Origin of the sequence: Pantoea sp. JK, from assembly GCF_026130245.1 — a bacterium.
Lineage (GTDB): Bacteria > Pseudomonadota > Gammaproteobacteria > Enterobacterales > Enterobacteriaceae > Pantoea > Pantoea trifolii.
Window position 1 is genome coordinate 1 of sequence record NZ_JAINFN010000015.1, and the last position, 16,340, is coordinate 16,340.

The window sequence follows — 16,340 nt, forward strand, 5'->3', positions numbered from 1 at the left end:
GCTTCGTGCTGCCAACCCGGCGGACGAGACATTATCCGCGAGCGGTGAAAAAGAAGCCGAAACGCTATGCGTTCCGGCATGATTAAGTCTTAACTGACGAGCATTACGCCATTTATGGCGACCTCCTATCAAACCAGAATAAACTCCCGATAACCCGACCAAATCACATAGATCGCGAAATAGACAAAAATCAATGCGGAAGCGAGATAGGAATACTTCAACAAACGCTGCCCCAGCAGCTTGCCGCCCATGCTGCCAACCATGCACATTACGCAGGTCCATACCACGCCCGCAATAAAGAAACCGCCGAGGAAGGATGACGTTGCCGCCGCGCTGCCGTGTCCCATGCGTGAAATCAAGGCACCGCCGACGCTGGCAAACCACAAAATCGCGGTCGGCGACGACATCGCCAGCATCACGCCACGGCTGAACTCGCGCAGCAGCGATCGATAGGGCTGTTGTGCGGTTTCCGGCAGTGCAGCCTGCTTCTGCAACGCCGCATGCAGCATCTTCCCGGCAAACCACAGCAACATCACGCCGCCGCCAATCCATAAAACCCAGCGCACGGCGGTGAACTGCAACACAATCGCCATGCCCGCCAGCGCCAGCAGCGCATAGATTAAGTCACCAATGCAGGTGCCAATCCCCAACCAAAAACCGTGAAAATAGCCGCGTTGCATCGCCAGCGTGATCATGGCGATATTGGCGAGACCGATATCAAGGCACAACGACAAACTCAGCAGAAAACCATTTGAAAACTGCAGCATAGCAACATCAGCATCCCTGGCATGTTAAGAGGGCTTCATTAAAGCATGCCGGGAAAACGCAGTAATAATAAGAATTACGCATTTGAGGTATTTGGGCTGTTAAGTTTGGAGGTAATCGTGCTCTAACGGCGGATAAATCCCCGATAATGTGAACACGATCACGCCCGTTCGACGCGAATCAAAGCAATCCCACTATAGTCGTAAAGCGGTCTGCAACATCGGCCGCAAGCACAATAAAAAATCCAACGCGACTAACGCTTTTTATCAAGAACATTCCGATTATGGTGGGTACTACAATGAAAAATCACAATAAATCCGTGTCTGGCGGTTTGGCGTCACGTTTAAGCGTGGCATTATCGCTAGCTGTTTTCACATTAGCGGGAAGTGCAATGGCAACTGCAGCGGAACATCACAACCAAACGGCCTTAGTGGGCACATGGACCAGCATCCCGGATGCGCCGTTAGTGCAAAATCCAGGTCATCCCAGCGAAGGCTTGTACCGTTTGAAGGTCAATAGCGACGGCACGCTGACGCCGCTCGATTTCATCAAAATGAAAAGCCCATCGTGGATCGTGAAATCGCATGATGGGCGTTTTGCCTACACCACCAATGAAGAGAACGCCGGTGCGGTAACTGCGCTAGCGATTGATCACAGCGGCAAGGTGCGGGTGATTAACGCGGTGGATAGCCACGGCCAGCAGCCGACGCATGCCACCGTCAGCCCGGACGGAAAGTTCCTGTTTGTCGCCAACTATTCGGTGGCCAAAGGCGGCGCCAGCGTAGCGGTGTTCCCGATACATCATGACGGTTCGCTCGGCGAGCAGGCGCAGAATTTCCCGTTTGCCAGCGGCAGCGGTGCGGTAAAAGATCGTCAGGATAGCGGCCACGCGCACTCCACCACCTTTACGCATGATGGCAAATACCTTTACGCCGCAGATCTCGGCGGCGACAAACTGCACGCTTATGCCTATCACGCGGGCAAAACTCAGCCGCTGGCAGCCGATACTTCACGCGATGTCTCCTTCCCAGCCGGTTCTGGCCCGCGCCACATGGTGTTTTCCCCGGATGGCAAACACGCGTATGTCATTACCGAAATGGCCGGTGAAGTGGTGGTGTTTGCGGTGAAGGACAATCGTCTGGAGCAGCAGGCTAAGGTCAAACTGAACACGGAAAACAGCAGCGCCGAGTATCGCAGCGGCGGCGGCATTATCCTTAGCCCGAACGGCAAGTTTGTGATTGCGGCTAATCGCGGATCGGATAACAGCTTAGTGGTGTTTAAAATTGAGCAGGATGGTTCACTGGGAACGCCGGTGCGCTACAAAGCGGATGGCATTGAACCGCGTGCTTTCGCCTTTGATGCCAGCGGTAAATACCTGTATGTGGCGAACGTGTTCACCAATAACATTACGATGTTCCATTTCGATGCTGAAAGCGGTGTGTTAAAAGCCGCAGGCGAAGTGGCGAAGATTGCCACGCCTACGGATATTAAGTTTTTTAATTGAGTGGTTAATTGAGGTCGCCATAAATGGCGCCCCTACAAATCGGTGATAATCATTCGTAGGGGCGCCATTTATGGCGACCTGCACCTTATTAGTGCTCAATGCTTTTTAGCAGTGCGTACATTCCCATAGCAGCGCAATTAATCTCCCCATTACGCCAATCTGCGGCCTGTTAATTATTTGGCCCACTTCTTGCTTTATACAAAATAACGCCCCAACGATGTGGCAACCCTCTTGTTAACGCAGACAGCGCCGTCTGCCGATCGCTTTTTTTCTCTCCGGCCTCCCGGAAACAATCCAATTTGACCCTTCCCTTTCAAGAGGTTGCTATGGCTATTAGTCGTCGTTCATTTATCCAGGGTTCAGCAGTTTCGGCATTAGGTTTGGCGGCGGGCGTTGCGCCTAAGTTTTCTTTCGCCGCCGACAGCAAAGACGCGATTAAAATCGCCAGTATTCTCGACTTATCCGGCGGGCTCGATATCTATGGCAAACCGATGTCGAACGCGATTAATTTGGCGGCAGAAGAGATCAACGCAGCGGGCGGTTTATTAGGTCGCCCGTTGCAGGTGATTAATTACGATGCGCAATCCAACATGCAGCTTTATGCGCAATATGCGCAGCAGGCGGCGCTGAAAGATAAAGTGGCGGTGGTGCACGGCGGCATTACCTCGGCTTCGCGCGAGGTTATTCGTCCGGTGCTGGATCGTTTTCGTTCGCTCTATTTCTACCCGGCGCAATATGAAGGCGGCGTGTGCGATCGCAACTATTTCTCTTCCGGTTCTACTCCGGCGCAAACCGTGGAAAAACTGGTGCCTTATGCGGTGAAGAAGTGGGGCAAAAAAGTCTACGTGCTGGCGGCGGATTATAACTACGGGCAGATCGTCTCGGCGTGGGTGAAAAAGTCGGTGCACGATAACGGCGGCAAAGTGATGGCGGTTGAATTCTTCCCGCTGGATGTCACCGATTTTGGTGCGGCCATCTCCAAAATCCAGAGCGCCAAACCCGACATGGTGTGGTCAGCGCTGGTCGGTGGCGCGCACATCTCCTTCTATCGCCAGTGGCATGCGGCCGGTATGAGCGGCAAGATCCCGATTGCCTCCACGGTGTTTGGTGGCGGCAACGAACACATCATTCTGTCACCGGAAGAGAGCAACGGCATTCTGGTGGCCGCCAACTATATGCAGGAAATCCCCTCGCCGGAAAACAAAGCGTTCGTCGAACGATTCCATGCGCGTTACGGCGCGAATACGCCGTACATCAGCGACCTCGCGATGGGCGCTTATCAGGGCATGTTGATCTGGGCGGAAGGGGTGCGCAAAGCGGGCGATATCGATCGCATGAAAGTGATTGAGGCGCTGGAGTCCGGCGTCACGCTGACCTCGCCGAGCGGCAAGCTGAGCGTTGATCCGGCCACGCATCACTGTTCGCTGGATGTGCATATCGCTGAAGTGGAAAACCATCAGATGAAAATTCTGGAAACCTTCACCGATCAAGCGCCAGTGGATACCGCGATGGTGTGCGATCTGAAGAAAAATCCGCGCGATACCAAACAGTATCAAATTGAGCTGTAACAGGAGCCGCTATGGATCTGTTCATTATCTACGCCATTGAAGTGCTCAATGCCATCGCCGTGCTGGTGATCATGAGCGTTGGGCTGGCGGTGGTGTTCGGCATGATGAAAATCGTCAATATGGCGCACGGCGAATTCATGATGCTGGGCGGTTACAGCGCCATTCTGGCCACCAATCAGTGGGGCGTGCCGATTTGGATCTCCATGTTGGTGATCGCGCCGCTCACCGTGGGCGTGTTTGGCGCGGTGATTGAGCGCGTGATTATCCGCCATCTGTATGGGCGGATGATCGATACCATGCTGGCGACTTGGGGGCTGAGTCTGGCGTTGATCGGTGCCGCCACCATGCTGTTCGGCAACACCACGCTGGGCATCAGTTCGCCGCTGCCCAGCGTCAGCATCGGCCATTACAGCACCAGCGGTTATTCGCTGTTCATGATTGTGTTTGCCGTCGGCTTGCTCGGCGCGCTGTGGCTGCTGCTGCGCTTTACCACCTTAGGTCTGTGCGCGCGCGCCACCATGCAGAATGCGCGCATGGCTGCAGCGCTCGGCAGTAATCCGGGCAAGATCTACAGCCTGACGTTTGGCCTCGGCGCGGCGCTGTCGGGTTTGGGCGGCGCGCTATTAGCGCCGATTACCGGCGTGATCCCAACCATTGGCGTCAGTTTTATCGCCAAAGCCTTTATCACGGTGATTGGCGGTGGCAGCGCCATCATCGCCGGTACGCTCTCCGCCTCCACGCTGTTCGGCACCATCTCGCAGCTGGTGACCTACTTCTCCACGCCGGTATTTGGTGCGGTTGCGCTGTTGCTGAGCGCCATTGTGCTGCTGCGCTTGCTGCCGCAGGGCATCACCGGACGCTTCTTCAGGAGATCGCTGTAATGAAACTGTTCTCGGAAAAGATCCAGATTGTCGTCACTTCTCTGGCGATGGTGCTGGTAGCGCTGTGGCTGTCAGGCGCGATTGAGCTCTACACCTTGCTGTCACTGACGGTGTTTCTGGTGATGGGCTTGTTGTCGCTCAGCCTGGCGTTTATCTGGGGTTACGGCGGCATTCTGTGCTTCGGTCAGGCGGCGTTTTTTGGTTTAGGCGCTTATACCTATGCGATTTGCGCCATCAACTGGGGCGATTCGACCTGGGCAGTGGTGATGGCGGTGTTGCTGCCAACGCTGTTCTCGCTGCTGCTCGGCTATGTGATTTTTTATGGCGGCGTCAGCGATGTCTATCTCGGCGCGATCACGCTGGCGGTGAGTCTGGTGCTGTTCAACTGGGTTAATTCCACTTCTGGCAGCGAATATCACATCGGCGAAGCACTGCTGGGCGGCTTTAACGGCATTCCCTCGGTGCCGACGCTCAACCTGCCGTTCCAGCCGGATGCCTTTTTATCGCCCGAGGCGATCTTTATGGTCACCGCCGGTTGTCTGGCGCTCTGCTACGCCTTGCTGAAGTTCGTGCTGCTGAGCCGCTTTGGCAAAACCGTGGTGGCGATTCGTGAGAACGAGCAGCGCGCCGGATTGCTCGGCTACAACGTGCCGGCGCATAAGCTGGCGACCTTCGCCATCGGCGCAGCCATTGCCGGACTGGCGGGCTGCTTGTACGTCAACTGGGGCGCGTTTGTCAGTCCCGGCGTGTTCAGCATCAGCCAGTCGGCGCAGATCATCATCTGGGTGATTGTCGGTGGACGCGGCACGCTACTTGGGCCGGTGATCAGCTGCGTGCTGTTGCAGTGGATGGTGACGCGGCTGGGCGCGCAGCAAACCGTGGATGTCAATTTAGTGCTCGGCGTAATCCTGGCGGTGTTTGTATTGCTGATTCCGGGCGGTATTTTGCCGACGTTGCAGCGTCTGTGGCGGCGCAAGCGTCCCGCCGCTGCGCCCGCCAGCCGCGCGCAGGTCAGTGAGGTGAAACAATGACGACCAACGTGTTACTGGAAACCCGCAAAATGGGCGTCAGTTTTGGCGGCGTACATGCGGTGAAAGAGGTGGATTTCACCTTACGTGAAGGCGAGTTGCGCTGCCTGATTGGCCCCAACGGCGCAGGCAAAAGCACCTTCTTCAAGATGTTGAGCGGCCAGGTGACGCCGACGCGCGGCGAGTGTCGCTATCGCGAACAGGTGATCTCCGGCAAACGACCTTGGGAGATCGCGCGTTTGGGAATTGGCATCAAAACCCAGGTGCCGAGTGTGTTCGAGGGGTTAAGCGTGCGGGAAAACTTGTGGCAGGCGGCAGCCAATAAGCTGGCGAAAGCGGCGCTGCCAGCGGCGATTGAACAGGTGCTGGGGGATATCGGTCTGGTTGATCTGCAACACGCGGTGCTCTCGGAACTGGCGCATGGTCAGCGGCAATGGGTGGAACTGGGGATGATCCTGATCTCCAAACCGCAGCTGGTGCTGCTGGATGAACCGGCGGCGGGCATGACGCATCAGGAAGTGCGTAAAACCGCGCAACTGATCAAGGCGATTAATCAGCAGAGCACGGTGGTGGTGGTGGAACACGACATGGAGTTCATCAGCATGATTGCGCAGCAGGTGACGGTATTTAACCAGGGAGCGGTGCTGGCGGAAGGCAGTTTCCGCGAGGTGACGCAAAATCCGTTGGTGAAAGAGGCGTATCTCGGCAATCTGGAGATTAAACATGCTTGAAATAAAAGAGATGGTTTCGGGCTACAACAAGATTCCGGTGCTGAACTTATCCGAGCTGTTTGTCGGCGCGAAGTCGTTCACCGGCGTGCTGGGCCGCAACGGCATGGGCAAAACCACGCTGCTGCGCACCATTATGGGCGAACTGCCAGCCTGGCAAGGCCGCATTGCGCTGAACGGCATCGATATTACCGGTTATCAGGCGCACCAGCGTGCGGTGGCGGGCATCGGTTTTGTCCCGCAAGGACGACAGATTTTCCCGCAGCTGACGGTGGAGGAGAATCTGCGTATGGGCTGCGTGAAACACTTCTCCCGCGCCGGGCAGATTATCGATCAGATGCTGGAGTACTTTCCGCGCCTGAAACGCCTGCTGGCGCAGCCGGGCGGTGCGCTATCGGGCGGCGAGCAGCAGCTATTAGCGCTGGCGCGTTGCCTGTGCGGCCAGCCGCAGCTGGTGCTGCTGGATGAGCCAACGGAAGGGATTCAACCGAATATCTGCGAGGAGATCATTGAGACGTTGCGGCGGCTGCGCCACGAGATGGATATTTCGATCATTCTGGTGGAGCAGGATATCGAGTTTCTCTATGCGCTGTCTGACCAGATTCATGTGATTGAAAAGGGGCAGATTGTGCAGCGGATCAATCCGAAAACCCAGTCGAGTGCCAGCGTGGCAGAGCAGTTTTTGGGGTTTCATGTTTGAGTTGTATTGCCATTGCCCTCACCCTAGCCCTCTCCCGCAGGCGGGAGAGGGGACAGATTGAGCGGGCTTGTATATGGCAGCGTCGCCCTCTCCCTGTGGGAGAGGGCACCGATGGAGCATGTGGCAGCGTCTCCCTCTCCCTGTGGGAGAGGGCCGGGGTGAGGGCATCAGCGCGCAGAGGACGTTGTCCGCCCTGACACAGCACCCGGCAGCATCAGCAAAGCACGGATTCAGCCGCTCGCTTACCGTGAGGCTTCCTCATTCGGGATGCGCATAGGGTGAACCATGACTGAACAAACATTACTGGCAACGCTTTCTGGTGTCCGGCTGCATATTTTCCATCCTGATTCACAGAGCGTGCGCGCGTTTTGCGCTTCGCTGACGCAGTTAGGTTGTCACGCGCAGCACAGCTGGCCGCCTGCTGCATCAATCCCTGTGGATACACAGCTGCTGCTGGTGGCGATTGATGTGCATCAGCAGCAGCCTTTATCCACTCTGTTCAACAGCGCGCGCGAAAAGGATATTCCCATTATCGCGCTGGCGGATAGCCACAACGCGCGGCTGTTTCCGCTACTGCTGCAATTCCAGCCGAACGCCATCGCCGAGCGTGAGCTCAATCCGTTTGCCATGATTGTGCAGATGATCGGCACGCTACAAACCGTGCGTCATCACCAGCGGTTGCGTGCGGTGCAGCAGGCGCGTAAAGCGCGTGGGGAAAGGTTGGCGCAGGCCAAAGGCGTGCTAATGCAAACCTTCGGGCTGGATGAATCGGGGGCGTATCGCTTGATGCGCAGTGAAGCAATGAACACGCGCAGCAGCATGGAATACACCGCCGAGCGCGTGATCACCACGTTACAAAAGTAACGGCGCGTCCGGCTGCCGTAACAGGCTGCTGGGCGTATAACCAAAGGCTTTGCGAAACGCCAGGCTGAAGTGCGACATATCGCTGAAACCATGATCCAACGCCACCTGAGTGATATTGCGCGCTTTGCCTTCGGCCAGAACGCGATGGCACGCCTGCAAACGCTCCTGCCAGAGGAAGTTCATCGGCGTCGTGCCGTGGGCGGCAAACACCCGGCTGATGGTGCGCGGCGAGACGTGATGCGCATTGGCGATCTGCGCCACCGACAGCTCCGGCTCCTGCAGATTGTGACGCAGAAAACTCACCACGCGCGAATACAGATCCGGTTTCAGCGCCTCTTCGCTGTGCTGCAAATTGACGCTCACCGAAATCATATTCAGCAGCGTGTTGGCAAACTGCTCCGCCAGAAACGGATTCTCGCGGTCGGGATTAAACACAAAGGCTTCCTGTAAAAGCAGCTTAAGCGATGCCATGCCGGGGCGCGTAAGATCCAGCGTTTTGCCCGCCAGTTTGGCGGTGGCAGGCGCTTCCTTCTCCATAATGTGGCGCGGCAGATGCACGATATTGATCGCCACATTCTCCATCGAAAAATCAAACGGCGTGGCGGCATCGTAAATCACCACGTCGCCGGCGCTGACGCGTGAATGGTTGCCATTCTGCCGCAGCGTGCCGCTGCCAGCGCAAACGTAGCCCAGATAGAAATCGTGATTAGGATGGCGGCGGATGCACTCCGGCGTGCGTTGCCACATCAGCGCAGTGTGGGAAACGTGATTGGCAATATCCATGTGACCGAGCATCGAATAGGCAAAGCTGCCGGAAAAAGTGCCTGAGTGCATCTGGCGCGCTTCGGCTTTGATTAGACGCGAACACACCGCATCACGCCAGGCATCGAAGCGATGACGGTTATCGAGATCGTCGGTGGTGAAAAGCTCTTTCATATCAGCATCCCCTAAACATGGCGAAAAAGGGCGGAAGTCAGGGAGTTAAAGCAAGTTTCAGGCCATGAGCGGGTGAAATGACCGCCCCGTTGCGGTCGGGGCGGTAAAGGCGGCGGAATTACAACGCAGGATGCTGTTTGTGCCAGTCGGTGACCTGCTGGAAGGCCCACGCGCCCTGGATCATGGTGGTTTCGGCGAAATGTGCCGCCACCAGCTGGAAGCCAATCGGTGCGCCGCTGGCGGTTTTGCCGCACGGCAAGGTGATGGTGGGATGTCCGCTGGCGTCGAATGCACTGGTATAGCGCAGTACGCCGTTAAAAAGTGCCTGATCGGTACCAAAACGGGTCATGGTTTCCCAGGTCAATCCGGCATACGCGGTGGCCGGTGCCAGAATCAGATCAACCTGAGTAAAGAGCGCGGAGATATCGCCACGCAGCGCTGCACGGCTGAGCAGCAAGCGCTGATACGCCAGCGCGGTGACGCTGTGGCCAAGATCCAACAGGCCAGCCAGGCCGGGACCGTATTGATCTTTCTGCGCTGGATAGGTCTCTTCATGCGCCAGCGCAGTTTCCACGGCGCAGAGTGCGCTCCACTCGGCGGCGGCTTTTTCGGTATCAGGCAAGGTGATATCCACCATGGTCGCGCCGAGCGAGCTCAAGGTGGCGATCGCCGATTGCAGCGCGGCGCAGGTTTCCTCGTCAACTTTCTCCAGCGTCCAGCTTTTATCTACGCCGATGCGCATCTTGCTAATGCCGCGCGTCATCAGCGCCAGATAATCCGGCACCGGCTCGCTGCTGGAGGTGGGATCTTTGTCATCGCGACCGGCAATGGCCTGCAACATGGCGGCGGCATCGGCGGCGTTACGCGCCATCGGACCAATATGATCCAGTGATGCCGCCAGTTCACAGGCACCGTGACGCGTGACGCGGCTCCACGTCGGTTTAATACCGGTCAGACCGTTGGCGTTGGAGGGAAAACGAATTGAACCGCCGGTATCGGTGCCAATCGAGCCGAAGCATAAACCTGCGGCGGTGGCGACGCCGGATCCGCTGGAGGAGACGCCTGTCCACAGCGCATTGCCCCACGGATTATTCGGGCGGGTGATATCGGGATGGTGATCGGCGAAGGCGCTTTCGGTTTGCGTCAGTTTGCCGAGAATCACCGCACCCGCCGCGCGGAAGCGCTCCACCACGGTGGAGTCTTCGGTTGGGTAACGATCTTTGTGGATGATCATGCCGTGGCTGGTGGGCGCGTCTTTGGTCCAGATCAGATCTTTCAGCGCAATCGGTACGCCGTGTAGTGGACCGCGCATTTTTCCCTGCGCAATTTCGGCATCGGCTTCAGCCGCCTGTTGCAGCGCACTGTCGCGCATCACGTAGAAGTAGCTGTGTAAGTCGCGATCGAGCGTATCGATGCGCGTCAGCAGGGTTTGTGTGACCTCCACCGAAGAGATTTCGCCCGACTGAATCAAGCGGCCAATTTCCAGCAAGCTTTTGTAATGCAGATTATCCATCGTGACCTTACCTCGTGAGTGAGAGATGTGTTGATGAATAACGTAAGTCACCGCGTGAAGTGCGGCTGTGTTTAGGCGGACAGATGGTATGTCAGAACTGCCAATGCATTTCCCTCACCCCAGCCCTCTCCCGCAGGCGGGAGAGGGAGCAGACGGTGCACAATCGGTTCCCTCTCCCGTTTATGGGAGAGGGTTAGGGTGAGGGCAAAAACCATTAAAGCTGCTGAACATTTCGCCGATAACTCTCAGGAATAGTACACAACGAGGATTATTTTCATGCTAAATGGGATTGGCAGCAGCGTACTGAGAAATTTAATCGCATCGAATGCGGTGGTGACGCCAGCGGTGAACAACAAATCCGTGCAAAACCCCCTGACGGCGGAAGCGTCCACCAAAGTCACCTTCAGTGAGGCGAGCGATGCCATCGCCGCTATCTATAAAATCGAACCCGCGCAGGTTAAGAGTTCCGTCGATGTCACCAGCAGCCTGCAAGCGCAGCTCAACGGTGCCGCGCATGCCAGCGGCGTCGGCATGAACGGTCTCGGCAGCACCTTACTGAGTAATCTGGCCAGCCATCGCGGCGACGTGACCTTGAGCGTGCCAGCCACCGAAGCGGTGAGCGGCGCAAAGAGCAGCAGCCAAAGCGCGCTGGCACTGATCATCACCACGCAATCGGGCGTGCAGGTGAGTTTGCAGATGACGCGCCAACAGGGCGGCATGGTGGTGGAGTTGAAAACCAGCGGCGGCCAGCTGAGCAACGATGAAGCGGCGGCGATGGGGCAACTGTCAGCAGGCTTGCAAAAAGCGCTGGATGGCCTGGATGGCAGCACCACCAAGCTCGATATCAGCGATCTGATGAAATTCGACAGTTCCGTGTTGAAAAGCGTCGATTTGAAGACCGATCTGCGGAATGGCAATAACGTCACGCAGTCGCTGAACTTGCATGCCGACGATCAGGAGCGCTGGCTTGGTTTCCATAACGGCGATGTCAGCATCAAACTTGATACTGATATGTCGAAACTGACGCAGGCTGGCAGCGCGGGGCAGCAGGCGGCGGCACTGGATCAGTGGAGCAGCAAATTCGATCAGGCGGCTTCGCGCGGCCATGGCGATAGTGACATGCTGGCGCTGTTTAAGGACAGTTTCCGCGCGCTGAACACTACCGAAGGTAAAGCGGCGGAAAGCATCAACACGCAGCGTGTGAAGTCGATTGATGCCAATGCAGCGAAGAACGGTGCGATCAGCGGACTGGCAGATTTCTCGGCTACGTATCAGCAGACGCCGGTTTCCGGTAATCCGTATAAGCCGGAAGAGCAAGACACCTTCTCACTTAACGTGGCGCAAAAAACCGCTGCCCAGACGCATGGCGATACCCAGGATTTGACCCAGCAAACGCTGTTTAAACTCAAGGCCAGCTTCCACACCGCGCTGGATTCTGCCTCGGCGGTGAAATTGACCGAACAGAAGTCGTCACAAAATTATAAGTACCATTTGATTGATGACGAAGAGCGAAGCCAGACATCGGTGGCGCAGAATAAGAAAGGCGATTTGACCGCGAATTATTCCCAGCAGCTGACGCAAAATGAGACGGTGCAAACCTATCAGCTGGCGAAGTTGATTGATAGCGTACAGATCCCGCACAGCGTGAAAAACGAATTCACCCGCAGTTTCGCCGCCGCGCAGTTTAATACGCAAATATAAAATCGTAGGGTCGCCATTAATGGCGACCTTATAAAATCCCGCACAATTCCACAAGGTCGCCATAAATGGCGACCCTACGTTATATGCATTATTTAAATTTTGATTGCGTTATTTGATCTTAAGAATTACACGTCGCTTTTTTATACTCGCTCATTGCCCGCAGCGCCGCAGCTAGCCTGTTGTTGTGCTTAATTAAATCCATAGCTTAATAATGGCAACGCATAGCCGGATATAGCATAACCGCGCTATTTACTTGCTTTAACCCCGCTGATTATCATCGCTTTCAATCCGTTATTCATTCCACGGCCTGCTGAATTTTTTCAGTGCAGGCTTACCCTTCGCTGTGCAGTAAAAGTGAAATCAGCTATGACGCAAAACAGTGACGAGATTATTAACCGCGCGGCGGTATTAAATAGCGATGAACAAGCCATCGCCGCCGCACGCCATTTGGCCGAGCAGGCGAAAGGCGGGGCAGTCGAGCGCGATCAGCAACGCATCTATCCTATCGCGCTGCTCAACCAGTTCACCGCGTTGGGCCTTGGCAGCATCAGTGTGCCACGCGAATTTGGCGGCGCAGGTTTGTCGTACCAAACCCTGGCCGAGGTGTTTCGTCTGATCTCCGCCAGCGATCCGTCGCTGGGGCAAATCCCGCAAAACCACTTTGGTCTGATTCAGTTCATCCTCGGCGAAGGTTCGGCGGCGCAACAGCAGCAACTGCTGAGCGCGGTGGTGCAGGGCAAGCGTCTGGGCAACGGTGGGCCGGAGAAAAACACCAAACATACGCGTGATGTGCAGGCACAGCTGGTGACAACGTCACAGGGCCTGCAGCTCACCGGCGAGAAGTTCTACTCCACTGGCGCGTTGTTCGCCGACATTTTGGTCACCACCGCGATGCACGATCAGCAGCCGAAGATGGCCTTTATTCCGCTGCCAGCATCGGGCGTGGAGATTGTTGATGACTGGTCGGGTATCGGCCAGCGCACCACCGCCAGCGGCACGGTGAAACTGCAGCAGGTTGCGGTGGATCCGGCGTTATTAATGTCGCTGCCCGCAGCCGAAAAACCGACGCTGCGCGGTGCGGTTTCCCAACTGATTCAGGCGGCGATTGATGCAGGCATTGCGCAAGGCGCGCTGGATGAGGCGCTGGAGTTTGTGCGCAGCAGCTCGCGACCTTGGGTCGATGCCAATGTCAGCCGCAATGCCGACGATCCTTACATCCTCGCCGATGTTGGCCGCATCAGCACCGAACTGAGCGCCGCCAACGCACTCCTGACGCGGGCCGCCCGCGTGCTCGACAGCATCGATCAGCAGGCGCTGACCGCCGAAAACTGCGCGCGCGCCTCGATTGCGGTAGCGGAAGCCAAAGTACTCACCACCCAAGTGGCGCTGCGTGCCAGCGAGAAACTGCTGGAATGGGGCGGTAGTCGCGGCACTTTGCTGCGCCACGGACTCGATCGTCACTGGCGCAATGCGCGCACTCACACTTTGCACGATCCGGTGCGCTGGAAAACCCACGCCATCGGCAACTATTACCTCAATGATGCGCTGCCTGCGCGTCATGCGTGGATTTAAGGAGCAACCATGACGCAGGTATCGCCTAAACAGCGCGCATCGCGCATCACCCACGCCCAACAGGCCTTGCAGGTGGCGCAGGAACTGGCGGAACGTTTTCGTGCCGGTTCCGCCCAGCGCGACCGCCAACGTGAACTGCCGCACGCCGAGTTGCAGGCACTGTTTCAATCCGGGCTCGGTGCCATCACCGTGCCGCGTGACTTTGGCGGCATTGAGATTTCTACCGCCGAACTGGCCGGGATTTTCGTGATATTGAGCGCCGCCGACGGATCGATTGGTCAGGTGCCGCAGAACCATTTTTATGCGCTGGAAGTGCTGCGCATCAACGGTAGCCAGGCGCAGAAACAGCGGCTCTACGCCGAAGTGCTGGCAGGGGTGCATCACGGTAATGCGCTGGCGGAATTCAGTTCTCCTGCCGCGCATCAACGTTCTACGGCGGTTTCGCAACAGGCCGAAGGATTGCGCCTCAACGGCAACAAGTTTTACTGCACCGGCGCGCTGTATGCCGACCGTATTCCGACGCTGGCGATTGCCGATGATGGCAAAGAGCAGCTGGTGTTTGTGCCGCGCCATCAGTCCGGCGTCAACGTGATTGATGACTGGAGCGGCTTTGGTCAGCGCACCACCGGCAGCGGCAGCGTGCAGTTCCGCGATGTGGCGATTGCGCCGGAAGATGTGGTGCCATTCCAGACCGCGTTCGAGCGTCCGAGCACCGTTGGGCCCTTTGCGCAGATTATGCATGCGGCTATCGATCAGGGCATTGCGCGGGCGGCGTTTGAAGACATGCTCGATTTCCTGCGTCTGCGCGCGCGTCCGTGGCCGGAAAGCGGCGTGGATCGTGCCAGCGACGATCCGCTGACGCTCGATCGTACCGGTCGTCTGGCCGCACGTCTAAGTGCGGGCGATGCACTGCTGGCGATTGCCGGTGATGCGGTTGACGTCGCGCAGCGCGATCCCAGTGCCGAAAACGTGGCGCTGGCGTCGGTGGAAGTGGCGAAGGCGCGCGCCTGGACCACAGAAGTGTCGCTGGAAGCCAGCAATCTGCTGTTTGAACTCGGCGGATCGCGTTCCAGCCTGCGCGAACACAACTTCGACCGCCACTGGCGCAATGCGCGTACGCATACCTTGCACGATCCGGTGCGCTGGAAATATCCGGCAATCGGCAACTACCTGCTGAATGGCGTGTTGCCGCCGCGTCGGGGGACGATATGAGTCAAAAACAGATTCTGCTTAACGCCTTCAATATGAACTGCGTTGGGCACATTCATCACGGCATGTGGACCCATCCGCAGGATCGTTCTGTTGATTTCAACTCGCTGGATTACTGGCTGGATCTGGCGCGCTTGCTGGAGCGCGGACTGTTTGATGGGCTGTTTATCGCCGACATTCTCGGCGTGTATGACGTCTATCAGCAAGGTATTGGCCTGACCGCTAAAGAGTCGATTCAGCTGCCGGTCAACGACCCGCTGATGCTGATTTCCGGCATGGCCAGCGTCACGCAGCATCTGGGCTTTGGTGTGACCGCCAACCTGAGTTATGAAGCGCCGTATCCGTTCGCGCGCCGCCTCTCCACGCTCGATCACCTGACCAAAGGGCGCATCGGCTGGAACATCGTCACCGGTTATCTCGATAGCGCCGCGCGTGCCATGGGGCAGCAACAGCTGCTGGCGCACGACCGCCGCTACGATCAGGCCGATGAGTTTCTCGATGTCACCTACAAGTTATGGGAAGGCAGTTGGCAGGATGATGCGCTGGTGCAGGATAAAGCCCATCGGCGCTACGCCGATGCCAGCAAAATCCATCAAATCAATCATCAGGGCGAGTTTTATCAGGTGCAGGGTTATCACCTGAGCAGCCCGTCACCGCAGCGCACGCCGCTGCTATTTCAGGCCGGTTCCTCGGCGCGCGGCGTGCAGTTCGCCGGACGTCACGCCGAGTGCAGCTTTGTCAATGCCGCGTCACCCGCCGCGATGCGCGAGCAATCGACGCGCCTGCGCCAGGCGGCGGTGGAGGCCGGACGCCATCCTGACGATCTGCGTATCTTTATGGGCGTCAGCGTGATTGTCGCGCCAACCGAACGCGAAGCGCAGGAGAAGCATAAAAGCTACCTCGAATACGCCAGCCCGGAAGCGGGGATCGCGCACTTCTCCAGCTCGATTGGCCTGGATCTGGCGGCGTTCGAACTTGATGAGCCGATTCAGACCGGCGACACGCGCGCCATTGAATCAGTGAGCAAAGCTTTCAGCGGCTGGACGCGCCGCCGTTTGCTGGAGCAGCACGCGATGGGCAGCCGCTATCCGCTGATCGTCGGCAATCCGAGCCAGGTCGCGGATGCATTGATTACGTGGATCGATGAAGGCGATATCGACGGCTTTAACCTGACGCGCATCCTCAATCCGCAGAGCTACCGCGATTTTATCGATCTGGTGGTGCCGGAATTACAGCAGCGCGGCCGCTTCAAGACCGCGTATCAACCCGGTTCGCTACGCCAGAAAATTTTTCAACAGCAGGACCGCTTGCCCGATCGCCATCCGGCGGCGCGCTGGCGCGACGGCGTTAACCTTCGTTAATTTAACCTCA

Annotated in this window: 14 protein-coding genes; 11 read left to right on the forward strand and 3 right to left on the reverse strand. The window is 57.3% G+C overall.

Translation table 11 applies throughout. The annotated features are described in order from the left end of the window. Positions 1-128 precede the first annotated feature (128 nt). Positions 129-767, reverse strand: a complete 639-nt coding sequence (locus PanJK_RS23030; protein ID WP_265303364.1) for a LysE family translocator — start codon at positions 765-767, stop codon at positions 129-131. 389 nt (positions 768-1,156) lie between these two features. Between PanJK_RS23030 and PanJK_RS23035 the strand changes: the two genes are divergently transcribed. The 7 genes from PanJK_RS23035 to PanJK_RS23065 all read left to right on the forward strand — a co-directional run bounded on the left by PanJK_RS23035 (position 1,157) and on the right by PanJK_RS23065 (position 8,038). Continuing rightward, a complete protein-coding gene (locus PanJK_RS23035; RefSeq protein ID WP_265303366.1) occupies positions 1,157-2,269 on the forward strand; it encodes a lactonase family protein in 1,113 nt (370 codons plus the stop codon). Positions 2,270-2,595: 326 nt separating this feature from the next. Continuing rightward, the gene (locus PanJK_RS23040; protein WP_265303368.1) at positions 2,596-3,837 is read left to right on the forward strand and encodes an ABC transporter substrate-binding protein; all 1,242 of its coding nucleotides are present in this window, start codon (positions 2,596-2,598) and stop codon (positions 3,835-3,837) included. 11 nt (positions 3,838-3,848) lie between these two features. After that, positions 3,849-4,718, forward strand: coding sequence for a branched-chain amino acid ABC transporter permease (locus PanJK_RS23045; protein WP_265303370.1), 870 nt, complete (start codon positions 3,849-3,851; stop codon positions 4,716-4,718). Beyond that, positions 4,718-5,749, forward strand: coding sequence for a branched-chain amino acid ABC transporter permease (locus tag PanJK_RS23050; protein WP_265303373.1), 1,032 nt, complete (start codon positions 4,718-4,720; stop codon positions 5,747-5,749). The genes PanJK_RS23045 and PanJK_RS23050 overlap by 1 nt, the downstream gene beginning before the upstream one ends. Next, positions 5,746-6,477, forward strand: a complete 732-nt coding sequence (locus PanJK_RS23055) for an ATP-binding cassette domain-containing protein (RefSeq protein WP_256698559.1) — start codon at positions 5,746-5,748, stop codon at positions 6,475-6,477. Before PanJK_RS23050 ends, PanJK_RS23055 begins: the two co-directional genes overlap by 4 nt. Then, positions 6,470-7,174 carry an ABC transporter ATP-binding protein gene (locus tag PanJK_RS23060; RefSeq protein ID WP_265303377.1) on the forward strand — a complete coding sequence of 235 codons (705 nt, stop codon included), beginning with the start codon at positions 6,470-6,472 and terminating at the stop codon, positions 7,172-7,174. The genes PanJK_RS23055 and PanJK_RS23060 overlap by 8 nt, the downstream gene beginning before the upstream one ends. Positions 7,175-7,459: 285 nt before the next feature. Next, entirely contained in the window at positions 7,460-8,038 is a 579-nt protein-coding gene (locus PanJK_RS23065) for an ANTAR domain-containing response regulator (protein WP_265303379.1), read from the forward strand. Here the strand turns inward: PanJK_RS23065 and PanJK_RS23070 are convergent. Further along, complete coding sequence (locus PanJK_RS23070) at positions 8,027-8,974, reverse strand: helix-turn-helix domain-containing protein (protein ID WP_265303381.1); 948 nt, start codon at positions 8,972-8,974, stop codon at positions 8,027-8,029. The genes PanJK_RS23065 and PanJK_RS23070 overlap by 12 nt on opposite strands. Before the next feature lie 118 nt (positions 8,975-9,092). Continuing rightward, complete coding sequence (locus tag PanJK_RS23075; protein WP_265303382.1) at positions 9,093-10,487, reverse strand: amidase; 1,395 nt, start codon at positions 10,485-10,487, stop codon at positions 9,093-9,095. Between the two features lie 276 nt (positions 10,488-10,763). Here PanJK_RS23075 and PanJK_RS23080 point away from each other — a divergent pair, with 276 nt between their 5' ends. The 4 genes from PanJK_RS23080 (at position 10,764) to PanJK_RS23095 (ending at position 16,330) form a co-directional block, all read left to right on the forward strand. Next, the gene (locus PanJK_RS23080; protein ID WP_265303383.1) at positions 10,764-12,188 is read left to right on the forward strand and encodes a hypothetical protein; all 1,425 of its coding nucleotides are present in this window, start codon (positions 10,764-10,766) and stop codon (positions 12,186-12,188) included. A gap of 366 nt (positions 12,189-12,554) precedes the next feature. Further along, positions 12,555-13,760 (forward strand): SfnB family sulfur acquisition oxidoreductase, encoded by a 1,206-nt coding sequence (locus PanJK_RS23085; protein ID WP_265303384.1) that lies wholly within the window; start codon positions 12,555-12,557, stop codon positions 13,758-13,760. Between the two features lie 9 nt (positions 13,761-13,769). Continuing rightward, positions 13,770-14,972 (forward strand): SfnB family sulfur acquisition oxidoreductase, encoded by a 1,203-nt coding sequence (locus PanJK_RS23090; RefSeq protein ID WP_265303385.1) that lies wholly within the window; start codon positions 13,770-13,772, stop codon positions 14,970-14,972. Next, positions 14,969-16,330 carry an LLM class flavin-dependent oxidoreductase gene (locus PanJK_RS23095; protein ID WP_265303386.1) on the forward strand — a complete coding sequence of 454 codons (1,362 nt, stop codon included), beginning with the start codon at positions 14,969-14,971 and terminating at the stop codon, positions 16,328-16,330. The genes PanJK_RS23090 and PanJK_RS23095 overlap by 4 nt, the downstream gene beginning before the upstream one ends. Positions 16,331-16,340 lie beyond the last annotated feature (10 nt).